The 18,117-nt window shown below is 65.5% G+C and carries 22 protein-coding genes; 16 read left to right on the top strand and 6 right to left on the bottom strand.

The window, feature by feature from the left end:
- Positions 1–19 precede the first annotated feature (19 nt).
- From obgE to EPN33_04775, 4 genes are read left to right on the top strand one after another with little or no spacing between them, the layout of a single operon-like run.
- Positions 20–1,054 (top strand): GTPase ObgE, encoded by a 1,035-nt coding sequence (gene obgE / locus EPN33_04760; GenBank protein ID TAN23461.1) that lies wholly within the window; start codon positions 20–22, stop codon positions 1,052–1,054.
- Positions 1,051–1,812: a nicotinate (nicotinamide) nucleotide adenylyltransferase gene (nadD, locus tag EPN33_04765; GenBank protein ID TAN23462.1), complete on the top strand. Its 762-nt coding sequence runs from the start codon at positions 1,051–1,053 to the stop codon at positions 1,810–1,812. Before obgE ends, nadD begins: the two co-directional genes overlap by 4 nt.
- On the top strand, positions 1,805–2,188 hold the full coding sequence (gene rsfS / locus EPN33_04770; protein TAN23463.1) for a ribosome silencing factor: 384 nt from the start codon (positions 1,805–1,807) through the stop codon (positions 2,186–2,188). The genes nadD and rsfS overlap by 8 nt, the downstream gene beginning before the upstream one ends.
- A gap of 9 nt (positions 2,189–2,197) precedes the next feature.
- A complete protein-coding gene (locus EPN33_04775; protein ID TAN23464.1) occupies positions 2,198–3,193 on the top strand; it encodes a sigma-54-dependent Fis family transcriptional regulator in 996 nt (331 codons plus the stop codon).
- Here the strand turns inward: EPN33_04775 and scpB are convergent.
- Together scpB and EPN33_04785 are read right to left on the bottom strand one after the other, a co-directional pair.
- Positions 3,175–3,780 (bottom strand): SMC-Scp complex subunit ScpB, encoded by a 606-nt coding sequence (gene scpB / locus EPN33_04780; GenBank protein TAN23465.1) that lies wholly within the window; start codon positions 3,778–3,780, stop codon positions 3,175–3,177. The genes EPN33_04775 and scpB overlap by 19 nt on opposite strands.
- On the bottom strand, positions 3,777–4,691 hold the full coding sequence (locus EPN33_04785; protein ID TAN23466.1) for a chromosome segregation protein ScpA: 915 nt from the start codon (positions 4,689–4,691) through the stop codon (positions 3,777–3,779). The genes scpB and EPN33_04785 overlap by 4 nt, the downstream gene beginning before the upstream one ends.
- Positions 4,692–4,851: 160 nt before the next feature.
- On the opposite strand from EPN33_04785, the gene EPN33_04790 reads away from it, so the two are divergent.
- The 10 genes from EPN33_04790 (at position 4,852) to EPN33_04835 (ending at position 13,957) form a co-directional block, all read left to right on the top strand.
- Positions 4,852–5,484 carry a sigma-70 family RNA polymerase sigma factor gene (locus EPN33_04790; protein ID TAN23467.1) on the top strand — a complete coding sequence of 211 codons (633 nt, stop codon included), beginning with the start codon at positions 4,852–4,854 and terminating at the stop codon, positions 5,482–5,484.
- Positions 5,477–5,944 carry a hypothetical protein gene (locus tag EPN33_04795; GenBank protein ID TAN23468.1) on the top strand — a complete coding sequence of 156 codons (468 nt, stop codon included), beginning with the start codon at positions 5,477–5,479 and terminating at the stop codon, positions 5,942–5,944. Before EPN33_04790 ends, EPN33_04795 begins: the two co-directional genes overlap by 8 nt.
- Positions 5,945–5,950: 6 nt before the next feature.
- On the top strand, positions 5,951–6,436 hold the full coding sequence (locus EPN33_04800; protein ID TAN23469.1) for a hypothetical protein: 486 nt from the start codon (positions 5,951–5,953) through the stop codon (positions 6,434–6,436).
- Between the two features lie 197 nt (positions 6,437–6,633).
- Entirely contained in the window at positions 6,634–8,622 is a 1,989-nt protein-coding gene (locus EPN33_04805; protein TAN23470.1) for a hypothetical protein, read from the top strand.
- A gap of 7 nt (positions 8,623–8,629) precedes the next feature.
- Positions 8,630–9,685 (top strand): aspartate-semialdehyde dehydrogenase, encoded by a 1,056-nt coding sequence (gene asd / locus EPN33_04810; protein ID TAN23471.1) that lies wholly within the window; start codon positions 8,630–8,632, stop codon positions 9,683–9,685.
- A gap of 7 nt (positions 9,686–9,692) precedes the next feature.
- Positions 9,693–11,114 carry a lysine-sensitive aspartokinase 3 gene (gene lysC, locus EPN33_04815; protein ID TAN23472.1) on the top strand — a complete coding sequence of 474 codons (1,422 nt, stop codon included), beginning with the start codon at positions 9,693–9,695 and terminating at the stop codon, positions 11,112–11,114.
- Positions 11,115–11,176: 62 nt separating this feature from the next.
- Positions 11,177–11,872 (top strand): rRNA pseudouridine synthase, encoded by a 696-nt coding sequence (locus tag EPN33_04820; protein TAN23526.1) that lies wholly within the window; start codon positions 11,177–11,179, stop codon positions 11,870–11,872.
- Positions 11,873–11,898: 26 nt separating this feature from the next.
- Positions 11,899–12,153: an Arc family DNA-binding protein gene (locus EPN33_04825; protein TAN23473.1), complete on the top strand. Its 255-nt coding sequence runs from the start codon at positions 11,899–11,901 to the stop codon at positions 12,151–12,153.
- Complete coding sequence (locus EPN33_04830) at positions 12,150–12,575, top strand: type II toxin-antitoxin system VapC family toxin (GenBank protein TAN23474.1); 426 nt, start codon at positions 12,150–12,152, stop codon at positions 12,573–12,575. The genes EPN33_04825 and EPN33_04830 overlap by 4 nt, the downstream gene beginning before the upstream one ends.
- Positions 12,569–13,957 (top strand): MBL fold metallo-hydrolase, encoded by a 1,389-nt coding sequence (locus tag EPN33_04835; GenBank protein ID TAN23475.1) that lies wholly within the window; start codon positions 12,569–12,571, stop codon positions 13,955–13,957. Before EPN33_04830 ends, EPN33_04835 begins: the two co-directional genes overlap by 7 nt.
- A gap of 16 nt (positions 13,958–13,973) precedes the next feature.
- Here the strand turns inward: EPN33_04835 and EPN33_04840 are convergent, their stop codons facing one another.
- The gene (locus EPN33_04840) at positions 13,974–15,113 is read right to left on the bottom strand and encodes a class A beta-lactamase-related serine hydrolase (protein TAN23476.1); all 1,140 of its coding nucleotides are present in this window, start codon (positions 15,111–15,113) and stop codon (positions 13,974–13,976) included.
- Between the two features lie 54 nt (positions 15,114–15,167).
- On the opposite strand from EPN33_04840, the gene EPN33_04845 reads away from it, so the two are divergent.
- Positions 15,168–15,785, top strand: a complete 618-nt coding sequence (locus EPN33_04845; protein TAN23477.1) for a superoxide dismutase — start codon at positions 15,168–15,170, stop codon at positions 15,783–15,785.
- A 116-nt stretch (positions 15,786–15,901) separates the two neighbouring features.
- Complete coding sequence (locus EPN33_04850) at positions 15,902–16,498, top strand: S-adenosylmethionine-binding protein (GenBank protein ID TAN23478.1); 597 nt, start codon at positions 15,902–15,904, stop codon at positions 16,496–16,498.
- Here EPN33_04850 and EPN33_04855 read toward each other — a convergent pair.
- Genes EPN33_04855 through EPN33_04865 form a run of 3 tightly spaced genes read right to left on the bottom strand, consistent with a single transcriptional unit; the run spans position 16,454 to position 18,111 of the window.
- The gene (locus tag EPN33_04855; GenBank protein TAN23479.1) at positions 16,454–16,864 is read right to left on the bottom strand and encodes a putative toxin-antitoxin system toxin component, PIN family; all 411 of its coding nucleotides are present in this window, start codon (positions 16,862–16,864) and stop codon (positions 16,454–16,456) included. The genes EPN33_04850 and EPN33_04855 overlap by 45 nt on opposite strands.
- Complete coding sequence (locus EPN33_04860; protein TAN23480.1) at positions 16,861–17,124, bottom strand: ribbon-helix-helix protein, CopG family; 264 nt, start codon at positions 17,122–17,124, stop codon at positions 16,861–16,863. The genes EPN33_04855 and EPN33_04860 overlap by 4 nt, the downstream gene beginning before the upstream one ends.
- A gap of 30 nt (positions 17,125–17,154) precedes the next feature.
- Positions 17,155–18,111: a zinc-binding alcohol dehydrogenase family protein gene (locus tag EPN33_04865; protein TAN23481.1), complete on the bottom strand. Its 957-nt coding sequence runs from the start codon at positions 18,109–18,111 to the stop codon at positions 17,155–17,157.
- Positions 18,112–18,117: the final 6 nt, after the last annotated feature.

Genomic DNA, 18,117 nt, shown 5'->3' on the forward strand with positions numbered 1-18,117 from the left:
CGGGGCCCGCGCCAATAAAATGTTTGTTGACGAAGTAGAGATCCGGATTCAGGCAGGCGGCGGGGGCAATGGCTGTCTGGCCTTCCGGCGGGAGAAGTTTGTGCCGCGCGGGGGACCGAGCGGCGGCGACGGCGGCGACGGCGGCGACGTCATTCTGGAAAGCTCGGAACGTCACAACACCCTGGTCCATTTCCGCTTCAATCCCGAACATAAGGCCGGTCGCGGCGGTCACGGCGAAGGCAGCAACCGCCAGGGCAAGCGCGGCCGCGACGTGGTGCTGCGGGTGCCGGTGGGAACCGTCGTCGCCGACGCGCTGAGCGGCGAACGGCTGGCCGATTTCACCGAACCGGGCCAGCAGCAGATTCTGGCGCACGGCGGCCATGGCGGGCGCGGCAATGCGCGCTTCGCCACCTCGACCAACCAGGCGCCACGGCGCGTCGAGCCGGGCCAACCGGGCGAGTTCCGGAAGCTGAAGCTGGAGCTGAAGCTGCTGGCCGAGGTCGGGCTGGTGGGATTTCCGAACGTGGGTAAGAGCACGCTGATTTCGGTGCTCTCGGCGGCACGGCCGAAAATTGCCGACTATCCGTTTACGACGCTGACCCCCAATCTGGGCGTGGTGCGCATCTCCGGCGACGAGGATGCCGACAGCTTCGTGGTGGCGGACGTGCCGGGTTTGATCGAGGGCGCGCACGCCGGCGCGGGGCTGGGCACGCGCTTTCTGCGGCACATCGAACGCACGCGGGTGCTGGCGCATCTGGTGGATGTGTCCGGCTTCAGCGGCCGCGACCCGGTGCACGATGTCGAGGTGATTGAAGGCGAACTGCGCGATTTTGGCGCGGGTCTGAGCGAGAAGCCGGCGCTGCTGGTGGCCAGCAAAGTGGATATCGCCGACGCCGATAAGCTGGCGGCCTTGCGGGCGCTGGCGGTGCTGCGGCAGCAGCCACTGCATGAGATTTCGGCGGTGACCGGAGCCGGCGTGGACGCCCTGAAGTACGCGCTGGCACAGCGGCTGCGGGAAACGAAGCTCGAGCCGCCAGAGGCAGCCGCTTCGTGAAGCCGCCGCGCAGGGAGCGCGTGGGCGTGCTGGGCGGAACGTTTGATCCGGTGCATGCCGGCCACCTGGCGATGGCACGGGCGGCGGAGCGCACCTGCGGGCTGGCGCGGGTATGTTTTGTGCCGGCGCCCTCGCCCTGGCACCGCCGGCGGCCGCCACTGGCATCCTACGCCGACCGCTATGCGATGCTGGCGCTGGCGCTCAACGGACGGTCGAACTGGCTGCCGCTGGAGGTTCCGGATACGCCCGGCCGGCCCACCTACACCATTGACCAACTGCGCTGGATGCGGCAGCATGGCTGGGGTGAGCGGCTGTACTTCATCGTGGGCGCGGACAGCTTTGCCACGCTGCCGCAGTGGCACCGCTGGCGCGAGCTGCTGGCGCGCTGTGATTGGGTGGTGCTGGGACGGGGCGCCGGCAAACGTCTGCCGGACGTGGTGCCCGCAAATATGATTACGCAAGCAAGGCAGGACGGACTGCGGTTGCGCGGCGGCACGCGTCTTCACTGGCTGCCGGATTTCGCGCAGCCGGTCAGCGCCAGTTCCGCGCGCCAGGCGCTGCGCGAAGGCGGCGCGGGGGCTCTCGGGGTCCCCAGCGCAGCCGAGCGTCAAGACGGGGTAAACGACGCAGTGCGTCGTTTACGGGCGCAGCCACGCCCGGCCTCGCGCCCGACCATCGCGCGCAAGCGCAGCGCGGCGGTTCCCGCGGCGGTGGCGCGCTACATCCAGCGCGCAGGGCTCTATCAACTTCATGAGTAAGACTTCGGATACCAAACTGCGCCGGGCACTGCGGGCGGCCGCCAACGCGGCGGCGGACAAGAAGGCGCTCGACCTGGTGCTGCTCGATTTGCGCCAGCAGGCGGATTTCTGTGATTACTTCCTGATCTGCCATGGCACCAATCCCCACCAGATGGAAGCGATCGCCGATGCCGTGGAAGAGCGGCTGGAGCAGGAGGGCTTCCGGCCGGCGCAGCGCGAAGGCAAACGGCAGGGCGAGTGGCTGGCGCTCGACTACGTGGACTTCATGGTCCATATCTTTTCCCCGCGCACGCGCCGCTTCTACGATCTGGAGCGGCTCTGGTCCGGCGCGCCGCACGTATCCCTCACCCCCCGCCCGCGCCACGGGCAAGCGTAAAATGACAGCGTGAGTTCCGAGGCGCAGTGGGAGGGCGCGGTGCGCGCATTGCCGGTGTGGATCGCCGCGGATGCGGCCTCGCAACAGGTGCTGGAGCTGGTGCGTAAGGCCGCCAGCTTGCCGGCGACGGTGTTGATTGCGGGCGAAAGCGGGACCGGCAAGGATCAGCTCGCACAACTGCTGCATTTTCTGGGGCCGCGGCGGCACAAGCCGGTGGTCAAGATCGACTGCGCCAGCCTGCCGGCGGAGCTGCTCGAAAGCGAACTGTTCGGCTATGAAAAAGGCGCCTTCACCGGCGCGTACCAGGCCAAACCGGGGCGGCTGGAACTGGCCGGCGAAGGCACGCTGATCCTGGATGAAATTGCTTCCCTGAGTCTGCCGTTACAGGCCAAACTGTTGCGCGTCATCGAAGAGAAATCGTTTGAACGGCTGGGCGGGCATACCTCCATCCAGATTGAGGCGCGGCTGGTGGCGCTGACGAATGTGGAGTTGGCGCAGGCGGTCGAGCGGCGGGAATTCCGCGAAGATTTGTATTACCGCCTCTTTGTGCTGCCGGTGCCCATTCCGCCCCTGCGCGAGCGGCGGGACGACATTCTGCCGCTGGCGGAACATTTTCTGACGGAGTCGGCGCACGAGCATCCGCGCCGCTTGAGCGCCACCGCGAAACGGGCGCTGGTGGCCTACGACTACCCCGGTAACGCGCGCGAGCTGCGCAACCTGTTGAGCCGGGCGGTGATTTTCTGCGAACGCGACGAGATCGGCGCCGAACACCTTCCGGCTTATGTGCAGGCCGCGGCGACGGGCGCGCCGGTGGAGAAGACGCTCGCCGAGGTCGAGAAGGACCACATCGCCGCCGTGTTGCAGCGCTTTCGCGGCCGCAAGCAGGCGGCGGCAGCGGCGCTGGGCATCAGCGCCAAGACGCTGCTGGAGAAGCGGCGCAAGTACGGCCTGGATCCGCCATGGACGGACCGGCTGCCGCCGGGCATTTACCGGCCGGAAGACTGATCGCCGGCGGCAGCGGGAGCCTCGCCGCCAGCCGGTGCTTCGACTTCGATGCCTTCGAGACCCGCCTGCGCCATTTCTTCGAATTCTTTGAGCGTGGGCAGATCGCGCAGGCTGCTGAGGCCGAACTGGACCAGGAAATCGCGGGTGGTGCGGTAGAGGATGGGTTTGCCGACGACTTCCTTGCGGCCGGCGGTCGAGACCAGCTTTTTGTCCAGCAGGGTGTTGATGACGCCGGCGGGATCGACGCCGCGCAGGTCGCGGATTTCCGGCAGCGTCACCGGCTGCTTGTAGGCGATGACGGCGAGCGTTTCGAGGGCGGCGAGCGAAAGGCGGATGCGCGGTTTGAGGCTCTTGAGGAACTGGCGCACGGCCTCGTGATGCTGCGCCTTGGTGGCCATGCGATAGCCGCCGGCGATGGCGCGCAGTTCAATGCCAAATTCATCGGGCGCGTAGCGCGCGGCCAGTTGTTCGAGCGCGGCCTGCACCTCGGCGGCCTCGACCCCCAGCGCCGCCGCCATCTGGGCCACCGTCGCGGGCTCCTCGGCAGCGTAAATAATGGCTTCGATGGCGGAAACGATCTCGCTCACTCACTCTCCCCACTCGCAGGTTTGGACTGCGCCAGAAAATCCAGCCACGCCTGATGAAAGCGGCGATGGCGTTTCAGCAGAATATCGCCAAACGGGCGGTCCTGACGCAGCATGGCGACCTGCAACCGCACCAGTTCCAGAATGGCCAGAAACGACGCCAGCAGCGCCTGCTTGCTGGCTGCCTGCTGGAACAGAGGGCGGATGGGCACCGGATCTTCCGTCCGCGTCAGCAGGCGGTGAATGTGCTCGATCATGCTGCGCACGCTCACTTCCTCCGGCGCCAGGGTGAGCTGTGGGCGCTCGCGCAGCCGCTCCAGCACCTGGCGGAATGTCGCCACCAGGTCATGCACGCCTACGGCCAACTGGGCTGGATCTTCGTCGGGCGGATGATCCCAGCGCTGCGGCCGCGACCAGCTCGCCTCTTCCAGTTGCTGGCGTTCATGCAACTGCGAGGCGGCCTGCTTGAACTGCTCGTATTCGAGCAGGCGCTGGACCAGCTCTTCGCGCGGGTCGGGCGGCGGGGCTTCGCCGGGCAGAAGCGGTTCTGCCGGAAGCATCATCTTGCTCTTGATCTGGATGAGGGTGGCCGCAACCACCAGAAATTCTGCCGCGACCTCGACATCCAGATCGCGGAGGGTTTGCAGATAAGCAAGGTATTCGCCGGTGATGGCGGCGATGGGGATGTCGTAAACGTTGATATTCTGGCGGCGGATGAGGTCGAGCAGCAGGTCAAACGGACCCTCATACAACTGGCCGATTTGGATCAGAAAGGGCGAGGCGTCGTCTGTTGGCGCGGGCCCCAGCGCGGCTGCGCCGCGCGCCCCGCTTGTGCCCGCGCCAGACTGGGGGCCCCGTGCGCCCCATTCTGGCGCTGCGCTAGAGGGCACGTTCTGATGACGCGGCTGATCCATTTTTACTACTCGGCCTAGTGATCTCTAAGACGCTGTGGCCGCCGGGTAGTGTCCGGGGCTGAATCAGCATACCATTATGAGGAAAGGCCAGCAATTTCCGTGCGGCAACGACAGGAGGAGCAAGTAACCTCCACCATCGCTGCGGCGTTGATGGTTATGTATGCTGGCGCAAGCGCTCACCATGCCGCTTCCGTATCGGGCCGCCCCAAACGAGGACGTGGACCTGCCGCTCGTGCAGCGCATTCAGAACGGCGACGGAGCAGCCTTCGAAGAGCTATACGCGCGCTATCAGCAGCCGATTACGCGGTTGGTGGCGAACGTGGTGCGGTACCGGGAAGTGGTGCCCGACCTGGTGCAGGAGATTTTCACCAAAGTGTACTTCGCCATGGAGGGCTTTATGCCGGGCATGCCCTTCCGGCCGTGGATTTATCGCGTAGCCACGAATTATTGCGTAGACTACCTGCGGAAACGGAAACGGCAGCCACCACAGGTATCGACCACCGCGGAAACCGGCGAAGACCAGGAATGGATGATGCCGGATCCGTCAGCAAGCGTGTTGCAGAAGCTGGTCTCGACGGAGCTGGCGGGCAAATTGCTGATGGAACTGAAGCCGCGGGACCGGATGCTGCTGGTGATGAAGGAAATGCAGGATTTGAGTCTGGAAGAGATCGGCACGGTCACGCACATGGGGATTTCGGCGGTAAAGGTGGCGTTATTTCGCGCGCGCAAGCGTATGCTCAACGAGTACCAGCAGTTGATGCAGCAGGCGAAGGAGGGGACTTCGCATGAGTAGCCGGAAGCAGGAATGCGAGCAGTTGCGTGAGCGGCTGGAGAACGGTGGCACGGTGCTGGGCGAGGAGGGGAAACGCCATCTGGCGGCGTGCGCCGAATGCGCCGAGTATAGGGAGTTGACGCAGTGGTCGCGCACCGTGGTGCACGCGGGGGCGGTGGAAGCCACACCGCCGCTGATGAGTTCGGTGTGGGCGTCGATCCATCGCGCCTCGGAGCAGGCGTGGGATTCCTCGCTGACGCGCAGCTTCCGCTATCTGCTGCCCTACATGGTGGCGGTGGTGGCGCTGATTGCGCTGGTCGGCGGGCTGACGGCAGTGCGCACGCCCGCGCCGGTGCGGGCGGCGAGCGCCGCCTACGCGGTGCTGAATCAACCCGAGCCGGCGGCGATGACCGAAGTGCTGGCGAGCGTGAGCCAGCCGTCGCAGGATCCGGCGGATCTGCTGGGAGGACACACCCGATAGAGGCCTATGCCGAAAGGATTTCATAGTTCCGCGATTCTGGTGATTGTCTTCGTGCTGGGCCTGGTGGCAGGCATTGCCGGCATGGTCTGGGCATGGCCGGGGGTGCAGGCGCGCTATTTTACCCACAAGCGGGAAACGTACGTGCAACACCTGCAAACCACGCTGCAGCTCACGCCCCAGCAGGTGACGCAGGTGGAGGGCGTGATTCAAGATGCCGGCCAGTTGCGGCACAGCATCCACCTGCAATACGCGCCGCAGTACCATGCGATGTGCGAACAGGCGTATACGCTGCACCAGCAGGAGCGGGACTCCTACCTGCAATCGCCGCAGCGCAAACTGCTGCTCGACCGGTTGCACCGCATCATGACCGCCAGCCAGTGGCAAAAATGGCAGCAACCCTCGAGCACGAACAATCACCGCGCGCGTCCCGATCCCTGCGAACACTCCCGGTCCCGCAATCCGCGCGCGGCGGGCAGCAGCTCCGGGCGCTAGCTCCGCCAAACCGGCCGGTACGCTGTATAATGAGGTGATTTGCCGTGCCTGCAAGAGCAGAATCCGCGTTGGTGGGGCCCGCTTCGTGTCGGCTCGTGCGGCTTTTCCTGGTGGAAAAGCCGCAGCCGGCACGCTCGGCTGGGATACAGCGATGCTGATTCTGCTCTAGGGGCCTGCGGCATCCACAAGGATTTCCGATGCTGAATTTTTTCCGACGGCGGGACACCACCGCACGCTGGGTGCTGGGTGGCTTCCTGGTGATCATCTGTATCGCCATGGTAATGTTCCTGATTCCGCAGGGCATGCAGGGCGACTCCTCGCTGCCGCTGTTAGATCAGACCGTGGCCACGGTGAATGGGACCAAGATTACCGGTCAGGACCTGAACAGCCAGGTGCAGCGCTTCGGGCAGGGGCAGCAGATTCCGCAGCAGTTATTGCCCATGCTGGGCGAACAGGCATTGCGCAACCTGATCACCACGCAGGCGCTGGTCGACCAGGCCCGGCAGTTGGGCCTGACGCCGACCAACACGGAAATCGCCCAGGCGGCGCGGCAGCAGCTTCCGGAGCTGTACCCGGGCGGCAAGTACGTGGGCGACGCGCAGGCGGCGCAAATGCTCGCCTCCTCGCAAGTGACGCTGCCGCAACTGCAAGAGCAGTTGCGCCAGGGCCTGATGGTGTCGAAGGTCGAGGACCTGATCGAGGATCCGGTGCGGGTCAGCCAGGCGGAAGTGCGGCATCAGTTTGAGGTTCAGAACGAAAAGGCGACCTTCGATTACGTGGTGCTCGATCCCGAGCAGTTGCAGAACAGCGTGAAGGCCGACGCGCCCGCGCTGGCGGCGTTCTACAAGGCCAACCAGAGCAATTACGACGCGCCGGAAAAGCGGCAGATCGAGGTGGTGCTGGCCAACCAGGCGGCGATTGCGGCGGGCATCCAGATCTCGCCGGCGGCGGTGCATCAATTCTACGAGCAGAACCGGGACACCTACAGCCATCCGGAACAGGTCAAGGTCTCGCACATTCTGATCAAGTTCCCCGACACCACTCCGGCGGCGGCCGAGATTGCGACGACGCGCAAGCGCGCCGAAACCGTGCTGAAGCAGGTGCAGGCCAAGCCGAAGGACTTTGCCGCGCTGGCCAAGAAGTACTCGCAGGATGACGCCAGCGCGCCCAATGGCGGCGAGCTGGGCTTCATCCAGCGCAACCAGACGGTGCCCAATTTTGAAAAGGTCGCCTTCAGCCTGCCGGTGGGTCAGATCAGCGGACTGGTGCAGACCGAGTACGGCTTCCACATCATCAAGGTGGAGGCGCATAACCAGGCCTATGTGCAGCCGGAAGCATCGGTGCACGACCAGATCGTGGCCACACTGCAGAAAGACCAGGCGGTGAATCAGGCGCAGAATCTGATCAATCGGGCGGCGGCCATGAGCCAGACCACACCGCTGGCGGCGGTGGCGCAGCAACTGCATCTGGAGTATTTCCGCACGCAGCCGATCAGCCAGACCGATCCGGTCATTGGCATTGGCGTGAATCCGAACTTCGCCGGAGCGGTGTTTGCCACCCAGGCCGGCGCGGCTACCGCGCCGATTCAAGTGGCGCAGGGGTTTGCCCTCGCCAAGATCGACAAGGTGATTCCGCCGGGACCGCAGCCGCTGTCGGCGGTAGAAGCGCAGGTCACCAGCGACTACAGGAAGCAGCAGGCGCAGAAGCTGGCGGTCAGTGAGGCGGCGGCGCTGGAAGCGGCGGCGAAGACGCAAGGGCTGAAGGCGGCGGCGGCGAAGCTGCACCTGAAACTGGAAACCGGCAAGGCGCTGACGCGCTCGGGCTCGCTGCCCGATGTGGGCGCGATTTCCAGCTTTGCCGCAACCTTGTTCGGCTCGAAGCCGGGCGCGGTGGCGCCGGTGGCGGCGGTCAGCGGTAAGCAGGTGGTCTACGCGCTGAGCACGCTGCAGGAGCCGACGGATGCCGATTTCGCGCAGCAGAAGAACGCCATGGAGCAGCAACTGCTGACGCAGAAGCGCAACCACGTGCTCAACGCGTATGCCGACGCGCTGATCACCCGGCTCACCAAGGCGGGCAAGATCACGGTCAACGAGGCGACGGTGGAACGGGTGCTGGGCATCGGCGGCGGGCCGTCATCGCCCGGAACACCGGCGCCGGCGGCGCCGCGCGGCCTGGGCCTCGGCTAACGCGGCCATGGCAGCGAGCAAGATCCCGGTTGGGATAGTAGGCGCCACCGGTGTCGTGGGCCAGCGCTTTCTTTCGCTGCTCGATCAACATCCCTGGTTCGAGCCGGTGTGGCTGGCGGCGTCGGATCGCTCCCGCGGCAAGCGCTACGCGGAGGCCACCCAGTGGCGCCTGCCGACCCCCATGCCGGAGCGCTTCGCCGGTCTGCCAGTGGCGGAGGCCGTGCCGCAAGGCTGCCCGGCCCAGGTCATTTTTTCTTCGGTCGACGCCGCGACGGCACGCGAGCTGGAGCCGGCGTTTGCCGCGGCCGGACATCGCGTGATTTCCAACTCCAGCGCGCTGCGCATGCAGAGCGATGTACCGCTGGTGATACCCGAGTGCAATCCGGAACACCTGCGGCTTATCGAGAGCCAGCCGGGTTTCGCCAATCATGGCGGTTATGTGGTCACGAATCCCAATTGCTGCACCGTGGGGCTGGTGATGGCGCTGGCGCCGCTGGAACGTGCCTTCGGCATTGCCAGCGTGATGGTGGTGACGATGCAGGCGGTATCGGGTGCAGGCTATCCCGGCGTGGCGTCGCTCGATGCGCTCGGCAACGTGATCCCCTACATCGCGCACGAAGAAGAGAAGCTCGAAGCCGAGGCGCAGAAGATTCTGGGGCGCATGGAAGCCGGCCGCATTGCGCCGGCGGGGTTCGGAATTTCGGCGCAGTGCAACCGCGTCCCCGTGATTGACGGGCACATGGAGTCGGTGAGCGTGAAACTGCGCCGGCGCGCCTCGCTCGACGAAGTGGCGGAGGCGCTGCGGTCGTTTCGTGGCCGGCCGCAGGAGCTGGCGCTGCCCAGCGCCCCGGCGCAGCCGGTGCTGGTCTCAAGCGCCAGCGACCGGCCCCAACCGCGGCTCGATGTCGACGCCGGCGGGGGCATGAGCGCGACCGTGGGCCGCCTGCGGCCCTGCCCGTTGTTCGACTATAAGTTCACGGTGCTGACGCACAATACCCTGCGCGGTGCGGCCGGCGCGGCGCTGCTGAACGCCGAACTGCTACACGCCGAAGGACGGTTGTAGAGGCTGCATGTCGAGCCGTCCCGTCGTGATGAAATTTGGCGGCACGTCGGTGGCCGATGCCGAGGCGCTGCGGCGCGTGGCGGCCATCACTGCCGACCGGCTGCAGGAGCAGCCGGTGGTGGTAGTTTCGGCGATGGCGGGTGTCACCGACCGGCTGGTGGAGCTGACGCGGCTGGCGCTGGCCGACGATCTTACCGCGGCGGCGGCATCGATTGCCGCGTTGCGGACCCGCCACTTGGGCGCGCTCGAAGAGCTGGGCGGCGACCGGGACGCCGAGGCGGCGCTGGAGCAAATCTTCGCCGATCTCGAGGCCCTGGTGCGCGGCATTGCGGCGGTGGGGGAACTGACCGGCCGCACCCACGATGCGGTGGTCTCCTTTGGTGAGCGTTGCTCGCCGTGGCTGGCGCGGGTGGCGCTGGCCCACGCCGGGCTGAAACCGGTGTTGGTGGATGCGCGCCAGGTGATCGTCACCGACGACCAATTCACCCAGGCGCTGCCGTTGCTGGAAGAAAGCAAACGGCAGGTCACGGAGCGGCTGGAGCCGGCCCTGGCGGCCGGTGCGGTGCCGGTGCTGGGCGGATTTATCGGCGCGACGCGTGCCGGGGTGACAACCACGCTGGGACGCGGCGGTTCGGATTTTTCCGCATCGCTGCTGGGCGCGCTGCTGCAGGCGCGGCGCATCGAGGTTTGGACCGATGTGGACGGCATGCTGACCGCCGATCCGCGCGTGTGCACGGGCGCGCAGCGCATCAAGGTGATTTCGTTTCAGGAAGCGGCCGAGTTGGCTTACTTTGGCGCCAAGGTGCTGCACCCGGCCACGTTGCTGCCGGCGATGCAGACCGGTATCCCGGTATGGGTGCTGAATTCGCGCGCCTGGCAGGCGGGACCGCCCGATGGCGAGCGCACGGGCACGCTGATCACCACGCGCGCGCCGCGCACGCGCAGCCCCTTCAAGTGCATCTCCTGCAAGCGGCGGATCACGCTGGTGGACGTGGTATCGACGCGGATGCTGCAGGCGCATGGATTTCTGAAGGCGATCTGGGATGTGTTTGCGCAATTCCGCTGTCCGGTGGACATGGTGTCAACCTCAGAAGTGAGCGTGTCGCTGACCGTCGCCGATACGACGGCGCTGCCCGAGATCGCCGACGAGCTGGGCCGGTTTGCCGACGTGCGCTACGAGGGCCGCAAGGCGATTGTGTGCCTGGTGGGGGAAAGCCTGCGCGACACGCCGGCGCTGGCGGGGAGCGTGTTTTCGGCGCTGGGCGATATTAATATCCGCATGATTTCGCAGGGAGCGTCGGAGATCAATATCGGCATGGTCATTGACGATGATGCCGTGCCGCGGGCGATGCAACTGCTGCACGAGCGCTTCTTCAGTGATCTCGACCCGGCTATTTTTGCCGTGCCGGGCGCGACGGCCCACGCGTGATTCGCACCTTTACGCCGGACAAAAGTCCTGCGCGCAAACCGGCGCGCGCGAACAAGCCGGAGATGACCCTCGACCGTGCGCTGTCGCGCGCCGGCATTGCTTCCCGCACCGAAGCGGCACGGCTGATCGCCGCCGGCCGCGTCCGCGTGGACGGTCGCGTCTGCAAGGATCCGCAGGCGTGGGTCGCGCTGGCGCGCCAGCGCGTGTTGCTCGATGGTCAGCCGCTGGGGCGGCCAAAGCTCGCCTATTGGGCGCTGCACAAGCCCGTGGGCGTGATCTGCAGCCATGGCGACAAGCGCGGCCGGAAGACGATCTATGACCTGGTGGGCGACTTGGGAACCTGGTATTTTTCGGTTGGCCGGCTGGATCAGGACAGCAGCGGACTGCTGCTGCTCACCAACGACAGCGTATTTGCCGAGCGCGTCGCCAGCCCGGAGGCAAAGATCAGCAAGACCTATCACGCGCGCTGTGCGCCGCCGCTGCATGACGCCGCGCTGGAGCGGCTGCGGCAGGGCCTCGACATCGGGCGCAGCGAGCGCGCCGCGCCGGCACAGGTTGCGCGATTACCGCGCCGCGGAGCGGATTGGATCGCGCTCACCCTGCGCGAAGGCAAAAACCGCCAGGTGCGGCGCATGGTAGAAGCGGTGGGCTCAGAGGTCACGGAGCTGATCCGCGTACGCATCGGCAAGCTGGAGCTGGGCAGGCTGAGTGAAGGGCAAATCCGCCGTACCCGCCCCAGCGAAGTGCTCGGGGAATGATGGCACTATGATAAAATGCAATCAATATGCATTCAATCACCGTCAGGAAAGTTCCGGATGAGGTGCATCGCGGCCTGAAGGCGCGCGCCAAGCTGCACGGCCGCAGCACCGAGGCCGAAATCCGCGCAATTCTGGACGAAGCGGTGCGGCCGGAGGGCCGGGTGAAGCTGGGCACGTTGTTGTACAACATCGGGCGCGAGGCAAAGATCACTGACGCCGAAGTCGACATGATAAATCAGGTCCGGGATCGAACGCCGGCGCGAATCATCAAATTCGATTGATCCTGCTGGACACCAATGTGGTATCGGAGGTAACGCGCCCGGCGCCTGATCCAGACGTAAGGGCCTGGCTCGACGCCCAAGCCCGGGATGCCCTCTATTTGTCGGCCATCACGGTTGCCGAGCTCCGGGCAGGAGTGGCCAGGCTGCCGGTGGGCCAACGCAGGAGGTATCTGGACGCCATTCTGGAAAATGAAGTTTTGCCGCTCTTTGCCGGCCGGGTGCGGCCATTCGATATGGAATGCACCGTTGCCTACGCGGCGCTGACCGCCAAAGCCAGAACCGCAGGCGTCGCGGTCGCTACGGCCGACGGATACATTGCAGCGATTGCGTTGACCAACGGATTTCAACTCGCGACGCGGGATACCCGGCCGTTTGTGGCCGCCGGTGTCGAGGTCATTAATCCCTGGGGGCAGACATGCTGATCCGGCAATTCTATTTGGGCTGCCTCGCGCATGCTTCCTATCTGGTCGCCGACGAAGGCGCCGGCGTTGCCGCAGTGGTGGACCCGCAGCGCGATATCGAGATTTATCTGGAGGAAGCGGAGCGGCGGCATCTTCAGATCCGTCATGTGTTTCTGACGCATTTCCATGCGGATTTTCTGGCGGGGCATCTGGAACTGCGGGAACGCACGGGAGCCGAGATTTGCCTGGGCGCGCGGGCCGAGGCGCAATATCCGTTTCGGGCGTTCGCCGACGGTGAAGAGCTGGCGCTGGGTGCAGGAAGGTTGCGAGTGCTGCATACGCCGGGGCATACGCCCGAGTCGATCAGCCTGCTGGTGTTCGAGCCGGACGCGGCCGAACCCAAGGCGGTGCTCACCGGCGATACGCTCTTCATTGGCGACGTGGGGCGGCCTGACTTGCGCGCAGCGCTGGGCTGGACAGCGCAGGATTTGGGCGCGCTGCTCTACGACTCGCTGCAACGGAAGCTGTTGCCGCTGCCCGACGCCACGCTCCTCTACCCGGCGCACGGAGCGGGCTCGCTGTGCGGCAAACAGCTCAGTAAAGAGACGGTTTCGACGCTGGGCGAACAGCGGCGGTTGAACTACGCGCTGCAGCCGATGTCGCGCGAGGAATTTCTGCGGATCGTGCTCGCGGATCAGCCCGACGCGCCGGGCTATTTCACCTACGACGCGGTGCGGAACACCCAGGCGCATCCGAGCCTGGAGGTTAGCCTGGAACAACAGCTCCGGCCGCTGGACGTGACCGAGGTCGAGCAGGCGAGGCAGCGGGGCGCGATTTTGCTGGATACCCGCAGCCCGATCGAGCATGCGCGGGCGCACTGGCGCGGCGCCGTGAACATCCCGCTGGATGGGGCTTTTGCTACGTGGTGCGGCACGATCCTGCGACCTGAAGAGGAGATCGTCCTCATCGCGCAGCCAGGACGCGAGCGTGAGGCGGGGGTGCGCCTGGGGCGCATCGGATTTGACCGCATCGCCGGATACTTGAACGGCGGCATGCAAGCGCTGGACGGACGGGACAACTTTTTGAACCGCCGCGAGCGGCTGTCCCCTGCGGAGTTGCCGCGGCCCGGCCGTGTCCTGGACGTGCGCTCCGCGGCCGAGCGGGCCAGCGGGTTTATCCCCGGCAGCCTGCACATTCCGCTGTCACAGTTGCAGGCGCGGCGCCAGGAAGTGCCTGGCGGCGAGCCGCTGCTGGTGTATTGCCAGAGCGGCTATCGCTCTTCGATTGCGTCCAGCCTGCTGCAACGTTGGAACGTGGCCGAGGTCAGCGACCTGGAGGGCGGCTACCAGGCTTGGGAGCTGGCCCACAACGCCGGCAGCTTGAGCCCAAAAGCCCCGCGGTAACGGCGGCTCCAATCCTCTACCCACCAAAGGCCGGGTCCGCGCCCTTCGTGCTTTTGGGGGAGGGTAGCGGCATAAGCACACGCAACACAGCGTGAGCGATATTCCAGGGCGGCAGCGCGGTGCTATTGGTCAGTACAATGATGTCCAGACCGGACTGGGGCAGGCGCGCGTTGAGCGCCAGGAAGCCGAAGGTGCCGCCGTTGTGCCAGACGGTGGGCTGCGAGCCGTACTGGCCCAGCATCCAGCCGAAGCCGTAGGTGTCGTGCTGGCCGTTGGTGAGGACGCCCGCCGAGGTCATCTGCTTGTAGTCGGCTTTAGAAATCAGTTTGCCATCGCTCACCGCCTGATCCCAGCGTTCGAGGTCGCCGACGGTACTCACGATCGCGCCGGCCGATCCCGCCCAGGCTTCGGGGAGCGGCGGTGCCGGTACGACTTTACCGGAGACCACGTTGTAACCCTCGGCGGTATCCGGGAGCGGCCGGCCGATCAGCCGGGTCGCAGTCATGCCGGCGGGCGAGAAGATGTGCGTCTGCATATAGGCGGCATAACTCTCGCCCGAGGCGGCGGCCACGATCTGGCCGAGCACGATGTAGTTGGTATTGCTGTACTGCCACTTTGTACCCGGTGCGAAAGCGAGCGGGTGCGGGGCAACCAGCGCCGTGATGGGGATGAAGCCGCCGCGCGAGTGATCGGCGGTGGCGACGAAATGGGGCGCCTCGGTGTAGTTGTAAAGGCCGGTGGTCTGGTTCAGCAGTTCACGCAGGGTAATTTGCGAGGCATGGGGGAAGTGCGGCAGAAAGCGCGCGACGTGATCGTCGAGCGAGAGCTTGCCGGCCGCACGCAACTGCAGAATGGCGGCGGCAGTGAATTGCTTGGTGATGGAGCCGATCTGAAAACGCGTTTCGGGGGCGACTGGCAGATGCTGCGCAAGATTGCGAAAGCCGTAGCCCTGCGCGAACACCATGCGGCCGTTGCAGGCCACGCCGAGCGCCACGCCGGGAACGTGGGCCTTTGCCATGAGCTGCGGAACGACGGCATCGATTTTCGCCCGCGCCGCGGCAGATGGGGACGGGCAAGGCGCGGCCACGGCCAGCGAAGTTGCGAATGCGAAGGCAACCAGAACGGAAGCGGAGCGGCGCGGGTTTCGGAGCAGCATGGCGCGATTTTATCCTAAACTAATAGAGCGAAACCCTTAGATTTGGAGGAACCGATGGCTTTTGAACTTCCGGCGCTGCCCTACGCGCACAACGCCCTCGAACCCGTCATTGATGAGACTACGATGCATCTGCATCACGAGAAACATCACGCCGGCTACGTCAACAATCTGAACGCGGCGATCAAGGATCACGCCGACCTCGCCAAGCTGTCGCTCGAAGATCTGCTGCGCGGCATCAACAGCAAGGTGCCGGATGCGATCCGCACCGCGGTGCGCAACAACGCCGGCGGACACTCGAATCACAGCATGTTCTGGAAGATCATGAAACCCGGAGGCGGCGGCACGCCGCAGGGTCCGCTGGCGCAGGCGATCGACAAGGCGTTTGGCAATTTCGACGGCCTGAAGACGAAGTTCAACGAAGCCGGCACGAAGCGGTTTGGCTCAGGCTGGGCCTGGCTGGTGCTGAAAGGCGGCAAGCTGGAAGTGCTTTCGACCGCGAATCAAGACAGCCCGATCATGGACGGCTACTACCCGGTGATGGGCAATGACGTCTGGGAGCACGCCTACTACCTGAAGTACCAGAACCGGCGCGGCGATTACCTCAATGCCTGGTGGAACGTGCTGAACTGGGAAGAGATCGGCCGGCGCTACGCGGAAGGCGTCATCGCTTAATCGCGGGCACCCAGCGCGGCCATGCCGCGCGGCCCGCTCACCTCAACGGACAACGGGAGCGGCGGGGACCCCGGGGCCCCGCCGCTCTGCCCGCGACGGGCTGATATACTTGCGGCGTGTTTGAGTCGCTGCCCTCGCCGTTTGGCGCGCTGCTGGTGGATCCGCCCTGGCGGTTCACGAACCGCAGCGGCAAGGTGGCGCCCGAACACCGAAGGTTGCGCCGCTATGCGACGCTCTCGACCCCTGAAATCGCGGCGCTGCCGGTGGAGACACTGGCAGCGCCGCGTTGTCATTTGTATCTCTGGACGCCGAATGCGCTGCTGCCCGACGCGCTCGAGGTGATGCGCGCGTGGGGCTTCGCCTACAAGACGAATCTGGTCTGGTACAAGATTCGCAAGGATGGCGGCCCGGACGGGCGCGGCGTCGGTTTCTACTTCCGCAACGTGACCGAGCTGCTGCTCTTTGGCATTCGCGGACGCCAGCGCACGTTGGCGCCGGGCCGCCGGCAAGTCAACCTGTTGATGAGCCGCAAGCAGGAGCACTCCCGCAAGCCCGACTCGGTTTACGACCTCGTCGAGCGCTGCAGCCCAGGGCCCTATTGCGAACTCTTCAGCCGCAAGCGCATGCCGGGCTGGTCGCAGTGGGGAGATGAGGTAGACTCCAGTGCCTCAGTTCCCTCCCGGCAGCCACGACGTAAGGAACAGACGGGGTGATGCGATCGGAATCGAGCGAAACGAACCCAAGCGCAGCAGATGACGATCGCCGGACACGATCACATCGGCGTGGGCGGCCATGGCACACTCGAGGATTCGGTCGTCATCGGGGTCTTCGGCAACTACATGCAGGCCAACCGTGGGACTGCATTCGGCGCCGGCACTCCAGACCGCATCGGCGAAGCGGGCAAGTGACTCCGCCGGCCAGCCAAACTTTTCCCGCAGAACTCCTTCAGTCTCCGCCCTCAGGCTGCGAGAGTAGCAGATGAGGAATACCCCGGCATCGGCCATCTCAAGGATGCGGCGCGGAATGCCACCAAACACCAACGCCGAAACGATGACGTTGGTGTCGAGTACCACCTTCACTTTTTAGGGCGTGCGCGGGTCCTCTTCTCCCGGCGGTAGTCGCCAATGAGTCGCTCGACTTCGCTGGCCTCGATCCCCGCCGCGGCTGCGCGAGAGCGACCGTAGTGATTAGCCGCAGCCCACAGGCGTTTTCGCTCGTATTGGCGAAGGGCGTCGCGCACCAATTCGCCTATCGTGCGGCTCTCGCGCTTGGCCAGTGCCTCGGCCCTTGCAAGCGTCTCTGCCGGCAGGGTCAACGAAATCGTTTTGGCCTCGCTCATAAGCGCATTATATCGCCGCGCTTGATTTAGCTACGGGGCGACCACCAGCCGACGGCGGTAATTGAAGTGCCAAGCCTGCTCAATTTGCGTGAGCGGAACAGTCTCGGTTTCAACTTGGAGATCGCCGCGGGCGGCGTGTGCGAGGACATCGCGCAGGGCTTGGGTCAGGATATCGTAGGGCGGGATGCCGCCGGTGCCAAGGATGTTGATGGGCGCGCTGCGTAACACGGCGGCGGGCAGTGAAATCTTGGAGCCGGCGCTCTCGCCGACCTGGACGTAACGGATATCACCGCCGATCACGGCGAATTCCTTGCGCGCCGTGGCAGCGAAAAATTGCTCGGCCGGCTCGCCCCAGACGAAGTCGATGACGGCTTGAAAACCGGACGAGCCGGCTGCCTTGGCGAAAGCGGAGCGAAGCTCGGTGGCGGGCAGGTCGAGGCGCAGAGTTGCATCCGCGCCCTGATCGAGCAAGGAGCGCAAAGCCTCCGGGTTGCGGCCGGCGGCGACCACGCGGGCAGCGCCCAGGATTTTGGCAATCTTCACCGCCAGCCTGCCCGCAATTCCGGTTGCGCCCAGGATGAGGACGCTGTCGCCCGGCATCAGCTTGGCGCGGTACGCAAGGCTCAGCCAGGCCGAGACGCCAGGATTGGGGAGCGCGGCAGCGGCGGCGTCGTCCAGTTCATCGGGAACGTCAAATGTGAAGGCTTTGGGTACGACGGTGCGCTGTGCCATGGCGCCATAGGGAGAACGGCACCCACCGAAGAAAACGCGTTGCCCGTCCGCGAGGCGGCCGACGCCATCGGTGCCACACACCATGGGCAACTGTTGCGGCGCAGCATAATGCGCGCCACTGGCCAACTGCTTGTCGACCGGCTTCAGGGCTGCAGCGAGAACGTCAACGACGACCTCGCCTTCGCCGGCGACGGGATCGGGGAAGGCTTCGCATCGGGGCGGTTTACCGAGCTCGTGAAGAACGGCAGCGTTCATGAGGTT

The organism is Acidobacteriota bacterium (assembly GCA_004299485.1).
GTDB lineage: Bacteria > Acidobacteriota > Terriglobia > Terriglobales > SCQP01 > SCQP01.

Excerpts from the sequence above, each read along its gene's own strand:
- obgE (TAN23461.1), top strand. The coding sequence starts at position 20 with ATGTTTGTTGACGAAGTAGAGATCCGGATTCAGGCAGGCGGCGGGGGC.
- rsfS (TAN23463.1), top strand. The coding sequence starts at position 1,805 with ATGAGTAAGACTTCGGATACCAAACTGCGCCGGGCACTGCGGGCGGCC.
- EPN33_04785 (TAN23466.1), bottom strand. The coding sequence starts at position 4,691 with ATGGATCAGCCGCGTCATCAGAACGTGCCCTCTAGCGCAGCGCCAGAA.
- EPN33_04790 (TAN23467.1), top strand. The coding sequence starts at position 4,852 with ATGCTGGCGCAAGCGCTCACCATGCCGCTTCCGTATCGGGCCGCCCCA.
- EPN33_04795 (TAN23468.1), top strand. The coding sequence starts at position 5,477 with ATGAGTAGCCGGAAGCAGGAATGCGAGCAGTTGCGTGAGCGGCTGGAG.
- EPN33_04800 (TAN23469.1), top strand. The coding sequence starts at position 5,951 with ATGCCGAAAGGATTTCATAGTTCCGCGATTCTGGTGATTGTCTTCGTG.
- EPN33_04805 (TAN23470.1), top strand. The coding sequence starts at position 6,634 with ATGCTGAATTTTTTCCGACGGCGGGACACCACCGCACGCTGGGTGCTG.
- asd (TAN23471.1), top strand. The coding sequence starts at position 8,630 with ATGGCAGCGAGCAAGATCCCGGTTGGGATAGTAGGCGCCACCGGTGTC.
- lysC (TAN23472.1), top strand. The coding sequence starts at position 9,693 with ATGTCGAGCCGTCCCGTCGTGATGAAATTTGGCGGCACGTCGGTGGCC.
- EPN33_04820 (TAN23526.1), top strand. The coding sequence starts at position 11,177 with ATGACCCTCGACCGTGCGCTGTCGCGCGCCGGCATTGCTTCCCGCACC.
- EPN33_04825 (TAN23473.1), top strand. The coding sequence starts at position 11,899 with ATGCATTCAATCACCGTCAGGAAAGTTCCGGATGAGGTGCATCGCGGC.
- EPN33_04835 (TAN23475.1), top strand. The coding sequence starts at position 12,569 with ATGCTGATCCGGCAATTCTATTTGGGCTGCCTCGCGCATGCTTCCTAT.
- EPN33_04840 (TAN23476.1), bottom strand. The coding sequence starts at position 15,113 with ATGCTGCTCCGAAACCCGCGCCGCTCCGCTTCCGTTCTGGTTGCCTTC.
- EPN33_04845 (TAN23477.1), top strand. The coding sequence starts at position 15,168 with ATGGCTTTTGAACTTCCGGCGCTGCCCTACGCGCACAACGCCCTCGAA.
- EPN33_04860 (TAN23480.1), bottom strand. The coding sequence starts at position 17,124 with ATGAGCGAGGCCAAAACGATTTCGTTGACCCTGCCGGCAGAGACGCTT.
- EPN33_04865 (TAN23481.1), bottom strand. The coding sequence starts at position 18,111 with ATGAACGCTGCCGTTCTTCACGAGCTCGGTAAACCGCCCCGATGCGAA.